Origin of the sequence: Flavitalea sp. (assembly GCF_035489435.1) — a bacterium.
Lineage (GTDB): Bacteria > Bacteroidota > Bacteroidia > Chitinophagales > Chitinophagaceae > DATHKG01.
The window spans coordinates 25,982-46,487 of record NZ_DATHKG010000121.1; the positions used below are offsets into that span (position 1 = coordinate 25,982).

General features: G+C 41.7%; 20 protein-coding genes. 11 read left to right on the forward strand and 9 right to left on the reverse strand.

What is annotated here, in order from left to right; genetic code table 11:
- Positions 1-3 precede the first annotated feature (3 nt).
- A complete protein-coding gene (locus tag VK664_RS19375; protein ID WP_461400351.1) occupies positions 4-1,320 on the forward strand; it encodes a TldD/PmbA family protein in 1,317 nt (438 codons plus the stop codon).
- 239 nt (positions 1,321-1,559) lie between these two features.
- Here VK664_RS19375 and VK664_RS19380 read toward each other — a convergent pair whose 3' ends face one another.
- The 3 genes from VK664_RS19380 to VK664_RS19390 form a co-directional block, all read right to left on the reverse strand.
- Positions 1,560-3,071 (reverse strand): MFS transporter, encoded by a 1,512-nt coding sequence (locus VK664_RS19380; protein WP_461400352.1) that lies wholly within the window; start codon positions 3,069-3,071, stop codon positions 1,560-1,562.
- 113 nt (positions 3,072-3,184) lie between these two features.
- The gene (locus tag VK664_RS19385) at positions 3,185-3,394 is read right to left on the reverse strand and encodes a hypothetical protein (RefSeq protein ID WP_461400353.1); all 210 of its coding nucleotides are present in this window, start codon (positions 3,392-3,394) and stop codon (positions 3,185-3,187) included.
- Between the two features lie 399 nt (positions 3,395-3,793).
- Positions 3,794-4,495, reverse strand: coding sequence for a YceI family protein (locus VK664_RS19390; protein ID WP_461400354.1), 702 nt, complete (start codon positions 4,493-4,495; stop codon positions 3,794-3,796).
- A 369-nt stretch (positions 4,496-4,864) separates the two neighbouring features.
- On the opposite strand from VK664_RS19390, the gene VK664_RS19395 reads away from it, so the two are divergent.
- The 6 genes from VK664_RS19395 (at position 4,865) to VK664_RS19420 (ending at position 11,770) form a co-directional block, all read left to right on the forward strand.
- Positions 4,865-5,323, forward strand: a complete 459-nt coding sequence (locus VK664_RS19395; protein ID WP_461400355.1) for a (2Fe-2S)-binding protein — start codon at positions 4,865-4,867, stop codon at positions 5,321-5,323.
- A gap of 50 nt (positions 5,324-5,373) precedes the next feature.
- On the forward strand, positions 5,374-7,650 hold the full coding sequence (locus VK664_RS19400; protein ID WP_461400356.1) for a xanthine dehydrogenase family protein molybdopterin-binding subunit: 2,277 nt from the start codon (positions 5,374-5,376) through the stop codon (positions 7,648-7,650).
- Between the two features lie 30 nt (positions 7,651-7,680).
- Positions 7,681-8,340 carry a YdeI/OmpD-associated family protein gene (locus tag VK664_RS19405; RefSeq protein WP_461400357.1) on the forward strand — a complete coding sequence of 220 codons (660 nt, stop codon included), beginning with the start codon at positions 7,681-7,683 and terminating at the stop codon, positions 8,338-8,340.
- Between the two features lie 197 nt (positions 8,341-8,537).
- Entirely contained in the window at positions 8,538-8,906 is a 369-nt protein-coding gene (locus VK664_RS19410) for an Atu4866 domain-containing protein (protein WP_461400358.1), read from the forward strand.
- Between the two features lie 229 nt (positions 8,907-9,135).
- Entirely contained in the window at positions 9,136-10,035 is a 900-nt protein-coding gene (locus VK664_RS19415; RefSeq protein WP_461400359.1) for a helix-turn-helix domain-containing protein, read from the forward strand.
- A gap of 877 nt (positions 10,036-10,912) precedes the next feature.
- A complete protein-coding gene (locus tag VK664_RS19420; protein ID WP_461400360.1) occupies positions 10,913-11,770 on the forward strand; it encodes an SDR family oxidoreductase in 858 nt (285 codons plus the stop codon).
- 160 nt (positions 11,771-11,930) lie between these two features.
- Here VK664_RS19420 and nudK read toward each other — a convergent pair whose 3' ends face one another.
- Both nudK and VK664_RS19430 read right to left on the reverse strand, forming a co-directional pair.
- On the reverse strand, positions 11,931-12,509 hold the full coding sequence (nudK, locus tag VK664_RS19425; protein ID WP_461400361.1) for a GDP-mannose pyrophosphatase NudK: 579 nt from the start codon (positions 12,507-12,509) through the stop codon (positions 11,931-11,933).
- Positions 12,510-12,592: 83 nt separating this feature from the next.
- Positions 12,593-12,880: a T9SS type A sorting domain-containing protein gene (locus VK664_RS19430; RefSeq protein WP_461400370.1), complete on the reverse strand. Its 288-nt coding sequence runs from the start codon at positions 12,878-12,880 to the stop codon at positions 12,593-12,595.
- Positions 12,881-13,156: 276 nt separating this feature from the next.
- Between VK664_RS19430 and VK664_RS19435 the strand changes: the two genes are divergently transcribed.
- The 4 genes from VK664_RS19435 to VK664_RS19450 all read left to right on the forward strand — a co-directional run bounded on the left by VK664_RS19435 (position 13,157) and on the right by VK664_RS19450 (position 16,250).
- Positions 13,157-14,020, forward strand: a complete 864-nt coding sequence (locus VK664_RS19435) for a transglutaminase-like domain-containing protein (protein WP_461400362.1) — start codon at positions 13,157-13,159, stop codon at positions 14,018-14,020.
- A gap of 31 nt (positions 14,021-14,051) precedes the next feature.
- Entirely contained in the window at positions 14,052-15,134 is a 1,083-nt protein-coding gene (locus VK664_RS19440) for a calcium:cation antiporter (RefSeq protein ID WP_461400363.1), read from the forward strand.
- A 14-nt stretch (positions 15,135-15,148) separates the two neighbouring features.
- On the forward strand, positions 15,149-15,724 hold the full coding sequence (locus tag VK664_RS19445) for a pentapeptide repeat-containing protein (RefSeq protein ID WP_461400364.1): 576 nt from the start codon (positions 15,149-15,151) through the stop codon (positions 15,722-15,724).
- Positions 15,725-15,830: 106 nt separating this feature from the next.
- Positions 15,831-16,250 carry an Imm63 family immunity protein gene (locus VK664_RS19450; protein ID WP_461400365.1) on the forward strand — a complete coding sequence of 140 codons (420 nt, stop codon included), beginning with the start codon at positions 15,831-15,833 and terminating at the stop codon, positions 16,248-16,250.
- 232 nt (positions 16,251-16,482) lie between these two features.
- Here the strand turns inward: VK664_RS19450 and VK664_RS19455 are convergent, their stop codons facing one another.
- From VK664_RS19455 to VK664_RS19470, 4 genes are all read right to left on the reverse strand, one after another.
- Positions 16,483-16,734 (reverse strand): hypothetical protein, encoded by a 252-nt coding sequence (locus VK664_RS19455; protein WP_461400366.1) that lies wholly within the window; start codon positions 16,732-16,734, stop codon positions 16,483-16,485.
- 786 nt (positions 16,735-17,520) lie between these two features.
- Entirely contained in the window at positions 17,521-18,270 is a 750-nt protein-coding gene (gene eutC / locus VK664_RS19460; RefSeq protein ID WP_461400367.1) for an ethanolamine ammonia-lyase subunit EutC, read from the reverse strand.
- Positions 18,270-19,547, reverse strand: a complete 1,278-nt coding sequence (locus VK664_RS19465) for an ethanolamine ammonia-lyase subunit EutB (RefSeq protein WP_461400368.1) — start codon at positions 19,545-19,547, stop codon at positions 18,270-18,272. The genes eutC and VK664_RS19465 overlap by 1 nt, the downstream gene beginning before the upstream one ends.
- 34 nt (positions 19,548-19,581) lie before the next feature.
- On the reverse strand, positions 19,582-20,506 hold a 925-nt coding region (locus VK664_RS19470), incomplete at its 5' end, for an amino acid permease (RefSeq protein WP_461400369.1).

The window sequence follows — 20,506 nt, forward strand, 5'->3', positions numbered from 1 at the left end:
ACTATGGCAATTATTTCAAAAGATGAAGCGCAAACAATACTAAAAAAAGTATTAAGCTTCTCGAAGGCCGAAGAAACCACGGTATCACTCAGCGGCAGTGATGGCGGTAATATCCGTTATGCACGTAATGCTGTATCAACTGCGGGCGAGTCGAGTACTATGACCCTCGGAGTCAGTTCATCATTCGGTAAAAAAACCGGCGCAGCAACCATCAATGAATTTGATGATGCATCTCTTCAGAAATGCGTTAAGCGCGCTGAGGAACTTGCCCAACTTGCACCGGAGAATCCTGAATACATGCCTCTGCTGGGACCACAGACCTTTGCAGAGTCTGTCGGATACCTGAAGAGCACCGCAGAAATCACACCTGATACAAGAGCTGAAATGGTTGGAAAAAGTTTGCAGGTTTCTAAAGAAGCAAAACTGGAAGCAGCCGGCTTTCTTGAGAATACTACAAGGTTCAACGCAATGATGAATTCCAAAGGCTTGTTTGCTTATAATACAAGTACCGATGTGTCTTTCTCGGTAACTGTACGTAACCAGGAAGGTACCGGCTCAGGATATGTTGACCAGTCATTCAATGATGTAAACAAACTTGATACACTTACCCTGAGTAAAATTGCAGCTGGCAAAGCCAATGGCTCTGCAAATGCACGTGCAATTGAGCCAGGCAAATACACGGTTATTCTTGAACCGCTTGCAGCCAGCGATATGTTGGGTAACCTGGCATTCGGACTTGATGCCCGCCAGGCAGATGAAGGTCGCAGCTATATGAGCAAAAAAGGTGGTGGCACCAGGCTTGGCGAGCAATTATTTAATGAGCAGGTAACCTTGTATTCTGATCCCCTGCATCCTGAACTCCCCGGTAGTACATGGAGCGGGGATGGACTTCCATTAACCAAAACGATTTGGGTTGATAAAGGTGTAGTTAAAAATCTTAGTTATAGCCGCTATTGGGCCGATCAGAAAAAAGTACAGCCCTTACCAGGTCAGCGGAGTTTCATTATGGAAGGTGGAACAAAATCTGTTGAAGAATTAATCAAGGGAACTGAAAAAGGTATACTGGTAACAAGGTTCTGGTATATACGTTCTGTAGATCCCCAGACACTTCTGTTAACCGGACTTACCCGTGACGGAACTTTTTATATTGAAAATGGACAGATCAAGTTTCCAATAAAAAACTTCCGTTTTAATGAGAGCCCGATCATCATGCTCAACAACGTTGAAGAACTTGGCAAACCAGTGCGCTCCGGTAACGTCATCGTACCACCGATGAAGATCAGGGACTTCACATTTACTTCTTTATCTGACGCCGTTTAACTTAGTGGTGAGTGGTGAGTGGTAAGTGGTGAAGTTGTGAATTTTTTAAAAGATGAGTGCTTTATTAAAGCCAGAGTGTCTCAATCATATTAGTATAAAAAGGAAAGCTGCCTGGTTCGGGCAGCTTTCCTTTTTATACTTAATGTTTCAACAGATCATTTAACATTCATTATTTCGAAAACATACTCGTAAACTCATAACTCTTCCACTCAACTCACCACTTACCACTTACCACTAAACTAAATGTTACCTGCTTCATTTTTAACTTTCTCTTCCCTTACTTCAGCTGACGTCGGTTTTCGTTTAATTATGCCCCAAACCTGCTCCGGAATACTTAGCAGGTTACCGATGACAAAGCGGTCCTTTAAGCCGGAACGGATTGTGCTTCGCATCACCCTTACAACCACATCCTTTTCAACTTCACCAACTTCTTTAACACGACCAAGTAACTGCAATGAAAGCAGCGCAAGAAAAGCTCCAATTAAAAACAGGAAGTTCCATTCATGCAATGCAAGCAGGCGAAAGACCTTATTAAGTTTTGGATCGGTCCATTCTGCTGTGATATTTAGCCGGCGGCTTGTAAAGAAATCTGCAAGTATCCCTCCTATCAACGGGGCTATAGATGAAAAAAATGCAGTGATGATATTTTTTGCAGACAGATAAATGATTGATTCTTGTCTCGAAGCGAGTTTTAATCCGATGTTAACAAGCGACAGATTAATTCCAGATGTTGCTATGCCTGTAAAAATATGAATCAACACGAGCAGCGTCATATTTGCGGCAAAGGTGGTATATATACCAACAAAACACCAGGCTAGTATACAAACTATATACATTGGTGCAGCTATGGCAATTATAGTTTTATTACTATATCTGTCTGAAAATCTTCCCCACAAGCCTACCGCAAAAATACTGCAGAGCTGGCTGATCACCGTTAAAACAATGATATAAGACAGCGACAGGTTCATTGTTTTCAGCATGTACACTGAAAAAAATGGTATCGCAAGATTCAACGCAAAAACCCAGGCTGAATTAAAGATCAGCAAACTCCGGAAATTCGGATCGCTCAATGGTCGCTTTAATAAAACGAAGATATTTTCCTTGGATAAACTCGATTGTGGTTCGGGAGCTTTGGACAAAAAAATTGCTCCTGCTATTCCAACAATTCCACCCGCGATATACATAACTCCATAAGCCGATAATAACTTGTCAGGAAAATGATCTTTTACATAGTCAACTGCAAAAGCCAACATGATGCTTAGAGAAACATTCATGATCTGTGAATACTTGCTGCGTTTTGAAAAGTAAGAGCCAAGCATCGATTCCGGTACAAGATCCTTCATCCATGAATTCCAGCTTAGGCCAGCAAATGACGCAAACAGGTAATAGAAGAAAAGAAAAAATATAAGAAGTTGGATGGATTGAAATGAAGGCGCAAATATTGCGAGTGCACCGATAACAATTAAAGGAGTGCGGGCAAGAAATGAACAATACACACTGACAGCACGGCGGTTGTTATATTTTCTTACAAGCCAGATGGCCAGCAACTGAAAGATATTCGTAAATGTCGGCAAGGAAGCAATCACCCCGATCTGGAAATTGGAAGCCCCCATAAGCAAGGCCAATGCAACCATGAAAGCTCCCGCCGTTAGTGCATTCATAGCTTCTGAGGCCAGTCCATCCCATATAATATATTTCAGTCCGCGCTTAACTTCCCCTTCTGTCAGGTTTGCCTTTGGTGTTAGATTCATGTCTTAATCAGGTTAACGCCATTCTCTACGAATGTACCGATTTGTGACAGGCAATCATTATACCAACAGGAAAATCAGTAATGTAATAATTCCTCTGCAGCTCAGTTGGTTTTTTAGTTCCGGCGCAAAGTGTCTTTTGTCCTTGAGATCGTATCGGGTATTTTCATATTGTCAGATTTCCTCGGCAACTCATTAGTCATTCTTGCAGAACCAAGTGTTCCGCTGGTATTTGTATGATCATCCGGATTGCCTGTGATATTAATTGGCCCCTTACAACCAGCAATGGTCAGTACCAGTGCTGCTAAAAACAGTAAGCTTTTCATAACGTTCTTTTAACCGGGAGCTAAAAAAATCGGGCCACCCTATTTAGTTTTCGACAACTAAATATTGAATAATCACCTGAAGCACATATCAATACAATATGCCGGGTTTTAATCCAGGATTATGAACATATTAAAACCTGCGGCGCCAGTATGAACTTACTAAACCTGAGGACCTGTATGATCATATTAAAACTGGGGGGGCGATATGATTATATTAAAAAATCCGGGCCGGTATGAACATAATAAAAACATGCGGACCGGACTTAATATTCCATTACCGCATGTTGTTATTATTTAATACCTGTAATATTTAATACCTGTAATATTTAACACCTGGCCTTAGCTTGATCCCACCTGGGGTTGAATTATTCCCGGTATTATAAAGAATTTTTCGGCGATTTATTTCGCTGCTTTCAATGCAATTCCAAGATGAACCTGGTCACGTATAAGATCATCAGGTTTACCAGGATAAACTATGTTCCACTCTCTGCGATCAATGTTGAATTTAGCCAGCGCATCCACTGAATTCGGACTGATGGTAACCTGCGCCGGAAACTCAATGTTTTTTGTAACACCTTTTATGGTAAGATTTCCGCTGATGGTATGAGTAGGATTGGATACCTTATATTTACTGATGGCTTCCTGGCGTTTGTCTGCTGTGTCCTTTACAGTGCCCGTAAATGGTTTTACTGAAGTCACAACAAAAGTTGCTTCCGGGTTTCCCTGAACCTCAAAAAAGTCTTTTGACTTGAGATGTCCCTCCAGTTTATTATCGGCAGCGGTATCAGAACCTCCATGAATATCTAAACTGGTCATATCCAGGATAAAATTGCCACCGGTAACATTGCCATCCTTTACCGCAAGTTCTCCGTTTTTGATTTTGATTTCTCCCAGGTGATAACCAGTTACCTTTGTCCCAATAAATTCAACTTTGCTACCCGCAGGATCCACTTTATATGATTCCCCGCTTGATTCCCCGTTGGCGGTCTCTACAGCCTTAGCTTCGGAGGTTTCCGCTTTATCAGACTCTGGCGCGTCAGTGCAGGCACTGAAACCCAATACTAAAAATGCGGCGACATAAATCAAATTTTTGCTTTTCATAAATGTGGTTTTTTTAAATTGTGTTTTGTTGCTTATTGGTATTTTGTTGCTTAATTAATTGATATACTATGATATTATTCTAATGATTAAATATCAATGTTTGAACATTGTACTGCAAATTTAAGAGAATTCGCCAGATTGCCAAATCAGGCAGCCCGGTAAAACCTGGAAGGGAGCAGAATCTGGGGTTATATGTAATAAAATCGTACCAAAAACTACTAAAGACTGTAAAGCTTGCCGAATCTGGGTTTATCAGCCCGGTGAGTCCACCCATGCCGGTGAGTTCTCCTTTGATTGTGGGAAGTTAGTTCCCGATCAAGGTTGTCTAACCTTCCAAAAAACGTTTAAATTTATAGTGAATCTTTTTGTATGATAGCATCTTTCACGTTGATAATAAATGGCAAAGAACATTCAATAAAAGCTGAAGCTTCAACCCCACTTTTATACATTCTCCGCAATGAACTTGAGCTAAACGGCCCAAAGTTCGGATGTGGTTTACAGCAATGTGGAGCTTGCATGGTGCTGCTGGATGGGCTTGCACATCCCAGTTGTATGATCCCCATCTCTGTGGTGGTGGGCCATACGGTTACAACATTGGAGGGACTGGAAAAAAATAATAAGCTACATCCCGTCCAGGAAGCTTTTATTGAAGAACAGGCAGCTCAGTGCGGCTTTTGTTTGAATGGAATGGTGATGTGTTCTGTATCATTATTAAATATTAACTCAAACCCTGATGATCAGCAGATCAGGGATGGATTACAGCGATGTCTTTGCCGTTGCGGAAGCCAGTCCCGTGCCATCCGTGCCGTAAAACGCGTGATAGGTTAACTTTCCATTATAGTCATTGGTTAACTTTCCATTATGATAATGCATCAATTATGATCCGCAGAGAATTTTTAAAAAATGCAGGTTGCCTTACTATAGGTTTTACCCTCGGCCAAACGCTTATTGCGGGTGTCGCTGTAGATGAATTCATAGCAGATGGATTCATGGCGGATGAACTACCCCCTAGTCTTCGAAGAAATCCTGCTATCAATGCCTGGCTCCGTATTACGCCGGAAGGACGCCTGCACGTGTTTACCGGGAAAATGGAATTAGGCCAGGGGATAAGAACAGCCATAGCGCAGGTAGCGGCCGAAGAACTTGATATGAGAATGGACCAGGTAGATGTTACCCTTGCTGAAACCGGCTTAACACCTGATGAAGGCTATACAGCGGGTAGTGGTTCTATGGATAATAGTGCGATGTCTGTACGATATGCAGCAGCTGCTGCCAGGCAAAAATTGCTTGCCCTTGCTGCAATTGCCTTAAAAACTCCTGAATCGAAATTGACAATGGCGGAAGGGACAATTAGCTCGGCCGATAAATTAAAGAAAATCACTTTTGTAAAATTGCTGGCTGGCAAACAGATAACTGATAAGGTAACATTGCCGGTAAAGCTGAAACCAAACAGCGAATATAAACTCGTAGGTAAGGCAATTGCAAGGGACGACATCAAAAATATGGTTACCGGCAAACCGGTTTTTGTACAGGACCTAAGATTCCCGGGTATGGTACATGCGCGGATATTAAGACCACCTTCTTATGGTGCCCGTTTAATTGCGCTTGATGAAGCAGCGCTGAAGATTCAGTTTCCAACATTAATAAGGGCCGTTGTAGATGGGAGTTTTATCGGTGTGATAACGGAAAACGAATATACTGCTGTACAAATACAAACGGTCGGTAGCAATTTTTGCCAGTGGGACAAAAAAGAAGCTTTGATCCCGGAAGATGTAAAAACATTCAAGGATTATATCAAAACCCTGCCGTCGAAAAAGGAGGAGGTCAAGGCGAAAGGGAGCCCCTCATTCGAAAACAGCGCTGGTTCCAGGGTTTATACTGCGTCTTATTATAAGCCCTACATGATGCATGGTTCTATCGGCCCATCATGTTCGGTGGCTTTATTCGAAAAGGAAGTACTTCATATATGGTCACATAGCCAGGGCATTTATCCGCTCCGGGTTGCTTTGCAGAAAATGTTGAACATTCCACTTGAAAACATTCATATTATCGGTGTGCCGGGTTCAGGTTGTTATGGGCATAATGGTGCTGACGACGTTTCTGCAGAAGTTGCTGTGCTGGCTATCGCCAATCCCGGCAAACATATCAGGCTGCAATGGTCACGACAGGATGAACATGCCTGGGAACCTTATGGCAGTGCCATGATAATGGATTTGAAAGCAAAACTGGACCAGGCAGGTAAAATAACAGACTGGCATCATGATCTTTGGTCAGATACACATGCCACAAGACCCGGAGGCAACCCTGAAAACCTGTTAACGGCAAAATACATATCAAAACCGTTTCCGGGGAAACCGGGCGGATTTAGCGGTGGGGCTTTTCGCAACGCTGATCCATATTATGAAATTCCTAACCAGCAGATTGATGTACATTTTTTTGATGGCCCACTGCGTGTTTCAGCGCTGAGAAGTTTAGGTGCTTATGGAAATATATTTGCGATCGAGAGCTTTATGGATGAACTGGCTGAAAAAGCAGGTAAGGATCCCTTTGAATTCCGGTTGATGCACCTGAATGATGATCGTGCAAAAGCCGTGTTGCTAAAACTTAAAGCCATGGCAGACGCCAGGAAAGAGAGCCCTTCAAATGCCAAATTTGTAAATGCTGTAACAAGCATAAATCCAACTGCAGAGAAAAATATGAGATATGGTCTTGGCATTGCATTTTCCAGGTACAAAAATTCAGCAGCTTATTGTGCTGTTGCGGCAGAAGTATCATATAATAGGGAAAATGAACAGCTGATCATCCACAATATGTATTCGGTTATAGATGCGGGTGAGACCATCAACCTCGATGGAATTATTAATCAAACCGAAGGAGGTATGATCCAGGCAGCGAGCTGGACAATGCAGGAAGAGGTTAAATTCGATAGCCATCGCATCTTAAGTATTGATTGGAAAACATATCCCATATTCCGCTTTACCCAGGTTCCTGAAACTGAGGTCGTTGTTTTGAATAATCCCGCAGACGGACCCATGGGTGCGGGCGAAGCGGCCCAGGGACCGGCAGGTGCAGCAGTTGCCAACGCCGTATATCGCGCCACCGGGGTGAGACACCGGGATCTGCCTATCATCCGTCTGCCATTACCTAAAGACTAAATATTAAATTCGTCTTGTAATAAAATATATATGGCATTAACCCTCCTGGATAAGCTGCGTCTCAAGCCTGGCATGAAGATTCTGACAATCTCTGCCCCGGCTGATTTTGATAAAACAATCAAAGCCAAAAATTCAGAAATAGCTGCTGGTCCCAATCTTAAAAACTACGACCAGATACATTGGTTTATAAAAACACAAAAGGAAGTTGAAGCAGGTATACCAAAAATCAAAAAATTATTGAAGGAAGATGTGATTTGCTGGATTTATTATCCGAAAGGAACTTCCAAAATGCAAACTGATCTTACCCGGGATATTGGTTGGGAATCGCTATTAAAAGAGCCGGGTCTCAAATGGCTCTCACTCATTTCTTTTGACGATACCTGGTCGACATTTTCTATGAGGCGGGAAAACGAATCAGATCAAAAGCAAAAGGCCACTAAAAAGCCCAGGGTTATATTTGATTATATCGACCCTGTAAAAAAAACAACCAGGATTCCTGAAGATCTTCAAAAGGCACTGGACGGGGATAAACAGGTCGCAGCCTATTTCAACCAGCTGGCTTTTTCACACAGAAAGGAATATGTTGAATGGATAGTTACCGCAAAAAGAGATGAAACCAGGAAAAAACGGGTAGAGGGAACAATAGAAAAACTCAGGGATAAATGGAAAAACCCTTCAAGAGAGATATGAATTATGAGTTATGAATTATGAAAGGAGTTTAGAGTTCAAGAGTTATGAATTTATTATTTCATAACTGGTTTCATAATTCATAACTCATAATCCATATTTCTCTTGAAGATTGTTTGAATTTTGCAAGTATTGATTTGATACGTGCAATAACAGCGATCCGGCAGCACTGTATCTTTGAAATATCAAAATCAGTAGTTATGGCAGTCAACTATCTCACTATTATTGTTTCAATTATCATGCTCATCACCATGGCGGGCACAACCACTATAGTGACAAGAAGCGAAAAATTAACCATGATGGAACCAGGCCTCATGGAACAGGCAACTAATTATTCAGGCATTTGGATAACTGCTGATGGTCATATCAGGCAGGAATTACTTCCAAACGGACGCTATGACAAAGCAAGAGGATCCAGGCAACATGCATATAACGGCAGGTACGAAATAAAAAATAGTCATATCCGCTATTGGGACGACACAGGATTTACCGCTAGCGGTGATTTTAGTGGAAAAGATACCTTGTATCATGGGGGCCATGTATTTTACCGCGAAACGCCCAAACGCTGAAAAGAAATAGTTTCTATAGCCCGTATCAGGACCAGTTAGCCGAGCTATAATCTTTACGGGTCCAAAAAATTGAGAAGAACATAACAAAAAGAATATGGCAGCAAGGGTATGTAAGAAATTACCGGCAGGAAAAACAGTGTGGTTGAATAAGTCTTGAAATAAGTGTAGTAGAATAAGTCTTGAATAATGGATGTTAAATAATCCTGTTGAAATTTATTAAATTTAAGATATGTCGAAGACAGAAACATTGGAAGAATTCTATCAGAAAAAAATGAATTGGTTACCCGAAAACCTTCAGAAGGACATCGGTCATTTCAATGTTTTCCGAATGGCTGATTGCGTTGGTCCTAATGGCACGCCGGTTCAATACTCAAGGCGCGATTTCTATAAAGTTGCCCTGATGCGTGGCAAACATGCTTATCATTATGCCGACAAGAGCATAGAAGTAAATGGCAGCACACTCATATTTTTTAATCCGGCCGTTCCCTATAAGTTCGAACAATTAACAGAGGATGATACCGGTAGCTTTTGCATATTTAAAGAGGCTTTTTTCACTGAAGGAATGCGCGGAGGCATCAGGGAACTTCCGATGTTTATGCCAGGAAGCAAACCAGCATATACTTTAACCCCGGAACAGGATATTTATGTTTCGCAGGTTTTTGATAAAATGCTGAATGAAATAAAGTCCGACTATATGTACAAGTATGATCTCATCCGTAACTATATCACTGAACTCATACACTATGCATTAAAGATTCAGCCAACCGAAAACTTATATCAGCATACTGATGCCAATGCCCGTATAACATCCGTATTTACTGAGCTACTTGAAAGGCAATTTCCAATTGAAACGCCCAATCAACGCTTTACCCTCCGTTCACCAAGAGATTTTGCCGAGCAGCTTTCTGTGCATGTAAATCATCTGAACAGGGCAATCAGGTCAACAACCGGCAAGACCACCACTAATCATATATTCGACCGGCTAGCCAGGGAAGCAATGGCACTGCTTAAACATACTAATTGGAACATTTCAGAAATCAGCTACAGCCTCGGCTTTGAGGAACCTTCTCATTTCACAAACTTCTTCAGGAAGCAAACGCAAATGGCACCTTCTGCTTTCAGAAACTGAGTAAAGAGAGATATGAATTATGAGTTATGAATTATGAAAGGAAAATATGAATTACAAAAATTTTACAATTCTCTTCATCTATCATTCATAATTTATTTCAAAATCTGGAACTTGTGATTATTATTCATTTTGATTGAGATTCATTTTGATTGAGATTCATTTGTTTGAGTTTCATTTGTTTGAGTTTCATTTGTTTGAGTTTCAATTTTGTTTGAGTTTCAATTTTGTTTTGAGAGTCCAAATTACTTTGAGATTCGATTTTTGTTCTGAGACTCATTTTTTCCGATTCATACTTTCTGAATTTATTTTCAATCTTGTTTGATTTTTTAAATAGGATTTTGACTTTTAGTGTTAGACCGGGATCTTGTGATAGCTGCAGGCATTAAGATTAAAGCCACAATATGATTACATATCCTGGAATGGCAGGAAGGCCCGTTATCCTTTCGATCATTTTCAATCTGCATACTTTTCCTTCAAACTTGTAGTTTATCCGCCTTGACAATTATTAAAGGCGTTGCCAATATGTAAGCCCGCTATTTTTATTACCAACTGTTATTTATCAATTCCTGTCTCATCTAGAATTGCAAGCCCTTAATGTTTGAATTATGTAAGAATTGGTTTGATGACGATAACAACAACGGGAGCAAGGTGATCTAACTTTGAAGTATCAAAGACATTCGAATCGTCAAAAAAGATAATTAAAATTCAAATGACAATTATTCATAAGACAGTTACTATGTAATAGACAATTAAAACTAAAATCTAAGACAATTCAAAAGGCAAGGACAATTCATTGACACAGACAGTTCAAAAGACACAGACAGTTCATAGACAAAGACAATTCAAACAAAAAATACAATTCAAAAAGCACAAAGACATGAAAAATAATGTTTGGTTTATTACGGGCGCTTCCAAAGGATTGGGCCTGTCACTTACAAAAAAATTACTTGAAAACGGTTATCGTGTTGCCGCAACTTCACGAAATGCCAAAGAACTGCAGGACGCTGTTAACTCAACATCTGAAAACTTCCTGGCTTTGAAAGTTGAAATAACCGATGAAAACAGCGTTGAAGCTGCGATTAAAAAAACGGTAAATCATTTTGGACGCATAGATGTAGTTGTAAACAATGCAGGCTATGGTCAGATAGGTAGCCTGGAAGAATTAACAGACAACGAAGCCAGGGAAAACTTCAACATCAACGTGTTTGGTTCCCTAAACGTGATAAGAAAAGCCATGCCTTATCTGCGGGCACAAAATTCAGGACATATCTTCAATGTAGCTTCTATCGGCGGGTTTAATGGCGCATTCCCCGGTTTTGGAATTTATGCAGCAACAAAATTTGCTGTACATGGTTTCTCGGAATCCCTTGCAGCTGAGGTGAAACCTTTTGGCGTTCATGTAACAATAGTTTCACCAGGATACTTCAGAACCAATTTCCTTGATGCGGGTTCGTTGCGGGTACCGGCTAATGAAATCGCTGACTATACCGTTGTCCGCGCGACGCAGAATCTTCACCAGGAAGGCCTGAACGGCAACCAGGCGGGAGACCCTGAAAAAGCCGCCCAGGTGATGATTGAAGTATCTAATCTTGAGAAGCCACCACTTCATCTCTTTCTTGGACAAGATGCCTATGATCTGGCAAAAGCAAAGATCAAAACCGTTCAGCACGATATGAAAAACGTGGAACATTTAGCAACTTCTACGGCTTTTGAAGAAAGTTTAATAGAATTATGAGTGATGAGTTATGAGTGATGAGTGATGAGTGAGTGATGAGTGTGAGAAACATGAAATATTAGTTAATGGGACGTCCTAAAACGCACTATACTGACAACTCATTACTCACTCATCACTCACTCATCACTCATCACTCATAACTCATAACTCACAACTCCTTTTAAAGGATCTTCTGAAGTCTTAGGTGTTGCAGTAACATAATCGTTTTCCCGTCTTTGATTTCGCCGGATTCAATCATTTTGAGTGCCAGATCGAAATTGAATTCCAACACTTCGATATTTTCCTGCTCATGTTCAACCCCACCGCCATCATTCACTTTCATGGATTTTTCATACTCAGCAACAAAAAAATACAAAACTTCAGTTACTGAACCCGGTGACATATAAGCCTCAAAGACTTTACGTACATCCCTGAGCCGGTAACCGGTTTCTTCTTCAGTCTCCCGCCTGATGCAATCTTCCGCATTATCTTTATCAAGCAGACCCGCACAGGCTTCTATCAGCATGCCCGACTCATTGCCATTGATAAATGTCGGCATTCGAAACTGCCGTGTAAGTATCACTGTTTTTTCAATTCTATTGTAAAGCAATATTGTAGCTCCATTGCCACGATCATATGCTTCACGAGTGTAAGTGAGCCAGCTACCGTCTTTTTGCCGGTATTCATAGGTAACCTTTTTTAGGACATACCAATTGTCTGAAAGAATTTTTGTGTCTGTGATCTTCACCCTGTCGTTCATGTATTAAAATTTAATGCAGAGCAATTTAGGAATAGCTATCCGGCTTTTCGTTGCCGTTAATAGAAATCACATGTTTAAGTCAATTATAACTTAACAATTTTTGATATCAACTGCTGCCGGCTTCTGCTTACCTGCAGTATGTATATACCCGGTGGGCAATCGGACATTGATATTCCGCGTTGGAATTCGTATGATGATTTGATCAGCCTGCCGGCCGCATAAAAGATCCTTACAACCCTGATATTACCAGCGGGCTGTAAACTGCGAGGTTGAATTTTATCTGAGGCCTGTTCATAATAAAAAATTTGCTGAACCTCTTTTCTTGAAAGGGTAGCGGAAACAACAAATGAATACTTGAAGCGGCCGGCAATTCAATAAAAGAGCAATGTTGCAAACAGCCCGATTTTCATGGATGGATATTTTCTTTCGTCTATACAACGCTGGCTTGCATATTGATATGTAAAATACGTAGGATTACTTATACTTTTTATATTTTCACTTAGCTTAGATAATGGTATATACTTAATAAACTCCTTCGCATAAAGCCCAAGGCTTTGTGATTATCTTCGGTTCTTGCCATCCATTTCCTTTACAATTAAGAATGTAGTGCAGCAAACCCCTTTTAACATCCGGGAAAAAATCAGAAAATGAAATTCAGAATTACTTCGATTTTAAATTACCATGTCAGCGAACCCAGTACCCTAATCCTTAACATTCATCCTTCGTTTCAAAACCAGCAGTTATTGTATGAATCGTTTCTCATAGCAGGTATCCATCAGACAGCAGAACTAAAAAGCGGCATTGAAGGGGACAGGCTGATCAGAACCACCGTGGATGTACCCGGCGCACTCAATTATTCTTATTCAGGACTTGTTGACAACAACTGGCAGACTATCAATTTTGAAAATCTGAACGAGATGCAGGTTTTCGACTTCCCGCAGGGGATTCTTACCTATCTGTATCCGAGTCGTTATTGCCAATCCGATAAATTATTCCGTTTTGCTAACCACCAGTTCGGAAATATTGAGAATCCATTCGAAAAGGTATTGGCCATTACCAACTGGATCCACAAAAATGTTGAGTATTTGAGTGGTTCAACCAATGCAGAAACTTCAGCTTACGATACTGTGACTCAACAGGCAGGCGTTTGCCGCGATTTTGCTCATCTTGGGATAGCATTATGCCGGGCGCTCACTATCCCGGCGAGATACTGTTCCGCTTATGCCTACCAGTTACAACCCCAGGATTTTCATGCCTGCTTTGAAGTTTACCTCGCAGGCTATTGGGTGCTTTTTGATGCTACTAAACTTGCTCCTTTGAACGGACTTGTCAGAATTGCTGTAGGCCGGGACGCAGCAGATACCGCCATAGCAAATATTTTTGGTAACATCACTTTGGACTCTATGACAGTAGACAGCCAGCTGACGGAAGGTGTACTGGTTCCTTTTTACTACGAATCAGGTAAATTTGATGGTATTACCTATGATGCGCCTCAAACATTTTCATCATAGCGTTGGTTATTATCGATACTAAAACCTATAAATGACTCAACAAACTGGATTACCTGCCTGGACCATCATTGCACCTGTATTAGCTATGCTCGCTTTGCTGGGGGTTGGCATGGGCCTTAGCGGAATATATATGGTTGTTGTCGCCGCTACATTAGTCGGTGGCGTATTGGCGGCCGTGCATCATGCTGAAGTAATTGCTCACCGTGTGGGTGAACCCTTTGGTACCCTGGTGCTTGCCCTTGCAATTACGATCATTGAAGTTGCTTTGATTGTTTCGCTTATGCTTGCAGGTGGTCCTGAAACTGCTGAACTTGCAAGGGACACCGTTTTTGCCGCTGTAATGATTATTCTGAATGGCATCATCGGTCTTTGTTTGCTGGTTGGAGGACTGCGATTTAAGGAACAATCTTTCGGGCTGGCAGGAGCAGGAGCGGCACTTAGCACACTTACTGCAATCTGTATTCTTACACTTGTTCTTCCAAACTATACAGTTTCAGAACCCGGTGGACAATACAGCAACAGCCAGCTTATTTTTGTAGCAGTCATTTCATTGGTATTGTACGGATCATTTGTTTTAGTGCAAACGGTAAGACACCGCGATTATTTCCTGCCACCCGGGCCGGGTAATGATGTAGAATCTCATGCTGTACCTCCCTCAAATAAAACTGCCCTTTTAAGCCTGCTGTTGTTGCTGGTTTGTCTCACAGGCGTTGTTACCCTTGCAAAGTCGCTTGCACCGGTGATAGAATCCGGTGTAGCAGCGCTTAAAGCACCTAAAACACTTGTGGGAGTTATCATCGCAGCTGTTGTGCTTTTACCTGAGGGCCTGGCTGCTTTTCGTGCGGCCAGGAAGGACCGTATTCAAACCAGTCTTAACCTATCCCTTGGTTCCGCGCTGGCAAGTATCGGCTTAACCATTCCAGCTGTTGCCATTGTTTCAATTTTAACCGGGATCACACTTACATTAGGAATAGATACAAAATCAATGGTGCTGCTGATTTTGTCTTTGTTTACTGTAATGCTTTCACTGGCTACCGGAAAAACAAATATTCTACCGGGTATTGTATTGCTGGTTATTTTTGCCGTCTATTTATTTACTACTGTTGTGCCTTAAGCAACAAATTTTCTATGAGTGAAAATTATTTTGAAGACGACCAATTCGACTCAGTTGATTTTACCACCCGGCCATTTGTAAAGGGGGAATATGAAAACTGCCGGTTCATAAACTGCAATTTTGCAAATATGGATTTGTCGAACGTTCAGTTTATCGAATGCGAATTTACAGGCTGCAACATCAGTATGACAAAAATAACAGGAGCCACGCTAAACACGGTAAAATTTAAGGAGTCAAAAATAATTGGAATCAACTTCGAGAACTGCAATGATTTTCTGTTTTCAGTTGAGTTTGAAAATTGTATCCTGAACTTCAGTTCCTTTTATAAACGGGTGATGAAGAAAACGCTTTTTAAAGACTGTACACTGCATGAAGTTGATTTCACAGATACTGACCTCTCAGGCAGTAGCTTTATCAAGTGTGATTTTCATAAGGCAAAATTTGAAAACACAAACCTTGAAAAGGCTGACTTAAGAAGTTCTTTCAACTACGCTCTTGATCCAGATATTAATAAGATAAGAAAGGCGAAGTTTTCCATTGAAGGAGTGGTTGGACTTTTGCATAAGTACGACATCGTTGTTGAGTTATGAGTGATGAGTGATGAGTGATGAGTTAGTTGTGAGTGGTGAGTGGTAAGTGGTGAGTTTGTAAGTAGTGAATTATTTCTTAAGGCAATTATTATTATTATTATTATAAATGGAAAACGATCCTTACTTAGGGCTGAAAAAGATCATTGAGGAACTGGCGTCAAAAATCAATGCACCTGGTAATCTTTTGCCAACCTATCGGATATCGGATGATGGGGCCCTTCCACATATTGTGATAGATGAGGCTGGGGTTTATCATTTTATTGTTGTTGAACGTGGACAGGAACTTGAACACCGTCAAACCAATGCCCTGGATGAATTATTATATTGGGTATTTGCAGGCATTACATTTTCAATGGCCTGTAAATATGAATTAAGACATCGGGTAAGAAACCAGGATTTTCGCAAGCTACTTTTCCAGCACCAGGAGCAATTGCTGGCTACATTATCGCAAGGCTGGAAGGAAAGAGAAGCTGAAGAACATAAACTCATACTGGAAAAATCTCCATTTGATGATAAGCTGAATTAATTCCAAACTTCCTTCTTAAACAGTATCAGCACTATTATGCAACAGTTCTGTTTCATTCCTTCGCTCCGTTGGCAGCTGGATGGCGCCTTTTCGCGTCTGTGTCCCGTCCCGCACTTGGCGGGATTCTTTATGCCGGTGGCTGCTATTGTCTCCGGTCAGCTTTTTGGGCCTTGATCGGTTGTGGTAACCCCTGGCCACTGTGCAAAGAGCACTATTAAGCAACAGTTCTGTTTCATTCCTTCGCACCGTTGTGAGTGGGATGGTGCTTTTGTTTGGCTGTGTCCAGTCCCGCATTTGGCGGGATTGTTCGTACCGGCGGCTGTTGTTGTCTCCGTTGAGCTTTTTGTGCCCTGATCGGCTTTGTCAGGCATTCATCAGGTGGTAGCTGCTGTTGGGCCCTGATCGGCTGCAGTAACTCTCCCGTACGTACGGGAGTACGAAGGCCAAACAAAAGCACCATCCCACTCCCAACTAACTCATCCATTTGGGGGAATATGCGACCAGTCATTACAAGTGTTACTAGTCCTTTATTGCGGTTTCATCTATGGACACAATTACGATATCGTCAAAGCATTCACACTGCCAATAAAACAGAAATAGTAGAGAGAAATTAGAAATGTCAACATCTGGACGTCTACATCTAAATTGTTGAAGTCTAATTCGACAGGCGTAATTCGACAAGCATAATTCAGAAAAGTACAATTCAGAGAAGTATAATTCAGAGAAGTATAATACAAAGAAGCATAATACAGAGAAGTTTATGCGCACAATTGCAATTGCGATAACTGCAATGCCGATAATTGAACACTGCTGATAACGGAAAGCGGAGACTGCAATGCTGATAACTGCGATGAGTGAATGTAGAATTTTGTTGAGCTGGTCGCATATCCCCTTAAGTGACCGCGGTTAGAACGTGCAGGATGGGCCTGAGGTTGGTTTGATTGCCACCTTCGATTCCTGTTCGGAGTTACCCAAGCCGATCAGGGCCCAACAGAACCTGGCGCTGGAAGCATACCTAAAAAAGCCGATCAGGGAACTAAAGCCGATCGGAGGCAACAGCAGAGAACGGCATGAACAAACGTATTAACCAGGAATCACAGTGGCAAATCAACCCAACCGAAAGGCCCATCCGGCGAAGGGAAGAACCGAGTGAACGCCATGAAAGTGCACAATCGACGACTAAAATTACTAAGCAGATTTCAAAAAGTCTATTATAGCTAACAATGTAGTTTTCAAATATGTTGAAATCGGTAACTGAACGGATATGCTTCTATTCGTTTATCAGTCCCGCATTGTCTTTCAAAGAAGTGCCAGATAACTTTCTCTTCATCGCTTCTCCGATGATATATAGAATTTTTTCTGAAGCTTTTTCAAATGATAACCCCCTCGGCCTGATATTGGATACGCAGTTCCTTGATTCATCCGTTAGTCCTGGCCTGGGATCATATGTTATATAAGCGCCGATACTGTCGGCGGCACTAAGGCCCGGCCGCTCGCCAATAAGCATCAAGGTAATTTTTGATTGAAGACCGTAAGCTACAGGATCACAGATAGCAACCCGGCCCTGTTTAACAATAGATACCGGACCCGGTTTCAAACCGGCAGACTTCAGCCCAGGCAACAATATGTCAAGTAGTGGGAGCAGGTTATGATTAATAGCTGTCGCCGATAATCCATCCGCTATAATCAAAGCAAGATCATTAGGTGATGAAAAATCCGCTACTTTTTTTTCAGATTCTTCATCAAGCAATCTTCCAAGATCGGGTCTTTGCAGGTATAGCTGGCGCGAAGATACCTGGCTTGCAAGTGTCAGTATTGGAACAGCAAATCGCTGAAGACCGTTAATCAATGATTCGGTATCCATGTTGGAATGAACGGCATCACGGGCATGGGCATACGCAAGTTTAAATTCAAATTCTTTTTGCATTGGTATGCTGCTACCGGTTCTTCCTAATGCTATCCTTGCATCAGTGAACTCACGTAATGCTTCCCAATTATCATGAATAATAATCTCGTTCATCAGAACAAATGTTGTACTAGCTTTTTTAGATTACCGGAATTTATTAGCCGGCCTGTTTCATCCATCATCTCCTGCTTCAATAGCCATTGCTCAAACTCAGGTGCTGGTCTTAATCCCAGTAGTTTCCTGATATATAGTGCATCATGAAATGAAGTTGATTGATAGTTCAGCATGATGTCATCCGAACCCGGTATCCCCATTACAAAATTACAACCGGCTACAGCCAGTAAGGTGAGGAGGTTATCCATATCATCCTGGTCAGCTTCAGCATGATTCGTGTAACAAACATCAACCCCCATTGGCAGACCAAGCAGTTTTCCGCAGAAATGATCTTCCAGTGCTGCACGTATGATTTGTTTTCCATCATACAAATATTCAGGACCTATAAATCCCACTACTGTATTTACCAGCAAAGGATTAAACTTCCTTGCTACCGCATAAGCACGCGCCTCACAGGTCTGCTGATCCACTCCGTGGTGGGCATTGGCAGACAAAGCGCTACCCTGCCCTGTTTCAAAATACATTACATTATTTCCAAGTGTACCTCTTTGTAAAGATAAGGTGGCATCATACCCTTCCTGCAACATAGAGAGGTTAATACCAAAACTTGTGTTTGTTTTTTGGGTTCCGGCAATTGACTGGAAACAAAGGTCAACCGGCGCGCCACTTTTAACCAATTCAATGGTTGTAGTAATATGCGTCAGCACACAGGATTGCATCGGAATCTCAAAATGATTTCGCAGATTGTCAAGCAACATAAGTAATCGTAATGCTTCTGCCGGGCTATCCATTGCAGGGTTAATTCCGATTACTGCGTCGCCACTGGCGTAAAGCAAACCATCAATAATGCTTGCAGCAATACCACGTGCATCATCGGTAGGATGATTGGGTTGCAGCCGGGTTGAAAATCTTCCCTTTAACCCTATTGTGTTTCTGAATTTTGTAACTATCTCTGCCTTTTTAGCAACGGCGATCAGGTCCTGGTTCCGCATTAGTTTTGACACGGCAGCGGCCATTTCAGGAGTGATGCCCCATTTGAGATTTGCCAGGGTTTCACCATTCACTTCATCCAGTTCATAAGGTACTACTGCTTCATTAAGAAAAGTTGAAAGTGGCAATTCAGCCAATGTCATTTGTGCCGCTATTCTTTCTTCATAAGAAGCGGCAGCTATGCCTGCCAAAGCATCACCACTTCTAAACGGAGAAGCTTTCGCAAGCAAATCTTTCAGATCAATAAACCTGTATAATTTCCTACCTATGGTATGCTGGTAACTCATCTTGCTTCGCTTTCATCATAAACTTCACCCCGGTTTATACCTGTGGTCCGGCTTTCATCAAAAGTTCGTCTTTTAATGGCAATTTATGTTTTCCTGTTATTACAAAAATTACGAGCCACAATCCAAGGCCGGCGGTAAAAATAATCGTGAGTAACAAATTGTAATAAACGATTGCCACCAGGCATATGCCTGACAAAATCAGGGCTATGGCAGGAAAGAAAGGATAAAAAGGAGATTTGAAGGGTCGGTTCATTCCAGGTTCTTTTTTCCGGAGAATAAAGAGACTTATCATACTGGTAATATACATAACCACAGCACCTAATACAGATAGAACAATCACCTGGCTGGTAGTCCCGGTAAACAAAGCGGCAAAACTAATAAACCCGCCGGCCACGATGGACCAATGGGGCGTTTTAAAACGATGATTGACCTTTGCAAGTGGCGAGGGTAAATAACCGCTTCTTGCCATGGCAAACACCTGCCTTGAACCTGCCAGTATGGTTCCATGAAAAGAAGCTACCAATCCAAACAAACCAATACTGGCAAATATTTTCGTGAGTGTACTGCCTTTGCCAAGCACAATACTAATGGCTTCAGGTAAAGGATAATCGATATTGCTCAGGTTCTTCCAGTCGGTAATACCGCCGGTTAAAATCATCACACCGAGAGCAAGGAAAGCAAGCGTTGCCATACCCGAAAGATACCCTTTGCGGATATTGCGGGAAGGATCTTTTACTTCCTCGGCGACCATGGCAACACCTTCAATGGCAAGGTAGAACCAGATCGCAAAAGGTAGTGCAGCAAATATGCCCTTCCAGCCAAATGGCATTGGATTCGTCAGGAAGTTCCCGGCATTGAAATGAGGCGCAATTATGCCCATGAATAACAGTAATTCAGCAACGGCAAGGATTGTGATAAACACAGAAAAAGCTGCCGATTCTTTTATGCCGGAAATGTTA

Coding starts and splice junctions, on each gene's coding strand:
- VK664_RS19405 (WP_461400357.1), top strand. CDS start 7,681: ATGGCATTAACCCTCCTGGATAAGCTGCGTCTCAAGCCTGGCATGAAG.
- VK664_RS19395 (WP_461400355.1), top strand. CDS start 4,865: ATGATAGCATCTTTCACGTTGATAATAAATGGCAAAGAACATTCAATA.
- VK664_RS19385 (WP_461400353.1), bottom strand. CDS start 3,394: ATGAAAAGCTTACTGTTTTTAGCAGCACTGGTACTGACCATTGCTGGT.
- VK664_RS19450 (WP_461400365.1), top strand. CDS start 15,831: ATGGAAAACGATCCTTACTTAGGGCTGAAAAAGATCATTGAGGAACTG.
- VK664_RS19390 (WP_461400354.1), bottom strand. CDS start 4,495: ATGAAAAGCAAAAATTTGATTTATGTCGCCGCATTTTTAGTATTGGGT.
- VK664_RS19380 (WP_461400352.1), bottom strand. CDS start 3,071: ATGAATCTAACACCAAAGGCAAACCTGACAGAAGGGGAAGTTAAGCGC.
- nudK (WP_461400361.1), bottom strand. CDS start 12,509: ATGAACGACAGGGTGAAGATCACAGACACAAAAATTCTTTCAGACAAT.
- VK664_RS19465 (WP_461400368.1), bottom strand. CDS start 19,547: ATGAGTTACCAGCATACCATAGGTAGGAAATTATACAGGTTTATTGAT.
- VK664_RS19415 (WP_461400359.1), top strand. CDS start 9,136: ATGTCGAAGACAGAAACATTGGAAGAATTCTATCAGAAAAAAATGAAT.
- VK664_RS19410 (WP_461400358.1), top strand. CDS start 8,538: ATGGCAGTCAACTATCTCACTATTATTGTTTCAATTATCATGCTCATC.
- VK664_RS19420 (WP_461400360.1), top strand. CDS start 10,913: ATGAAAAATAATGTTTGGTTTATTACGGGCGCTTCCAAAGGATTGGGC.
- VK664_RS19400 (WP_461400356.1), top strand. CDS start 5,374: ATGATCCGCAGAGAATTTTTAAAAAATGCAGGTTGCCTTACTATAGGT.
- VK664_RS19440 (WP_461400363.1), top strand. CDS start 14,052: ATGACTCAACAAACTGGATTACCTGCCTGGACCATCATTGCACCTGTA.
- VK664_RS19455 (WP_461400366.1), bottom strand. CDS start 16,734: ATGGATGAGTTAGTTGGGAGTGGGATGGTGCTTTTGTTTGGCCTTCGT.
- eutC (WP_461400367.1), bottom strand. CDS start 18,270: ATGAACGAGATTATTATTCATGATAATTGGGAAGCATTACGTGAGTTC.
- VK664_RS19435 (WP_461400362.1), top strand. CDS start 13,157: ATGAAATTCAGAATTACTTCGATTTTAAATTACCATGTCAGCGAACCC.
- VK664_RS19375 (WP_461400351.1), top strand. CDS start 4: ATGGCAATTATTTCAAAAGATGAAGCGCAAACAATACTAAAAAAAGTA.
- VK664_RS19445 (WP_461400364.1), top strand. CDS start 15,149: ATGAGTGAAAATTATTTTGAAGACGACCAATTCGACTCAGTTGATTTT.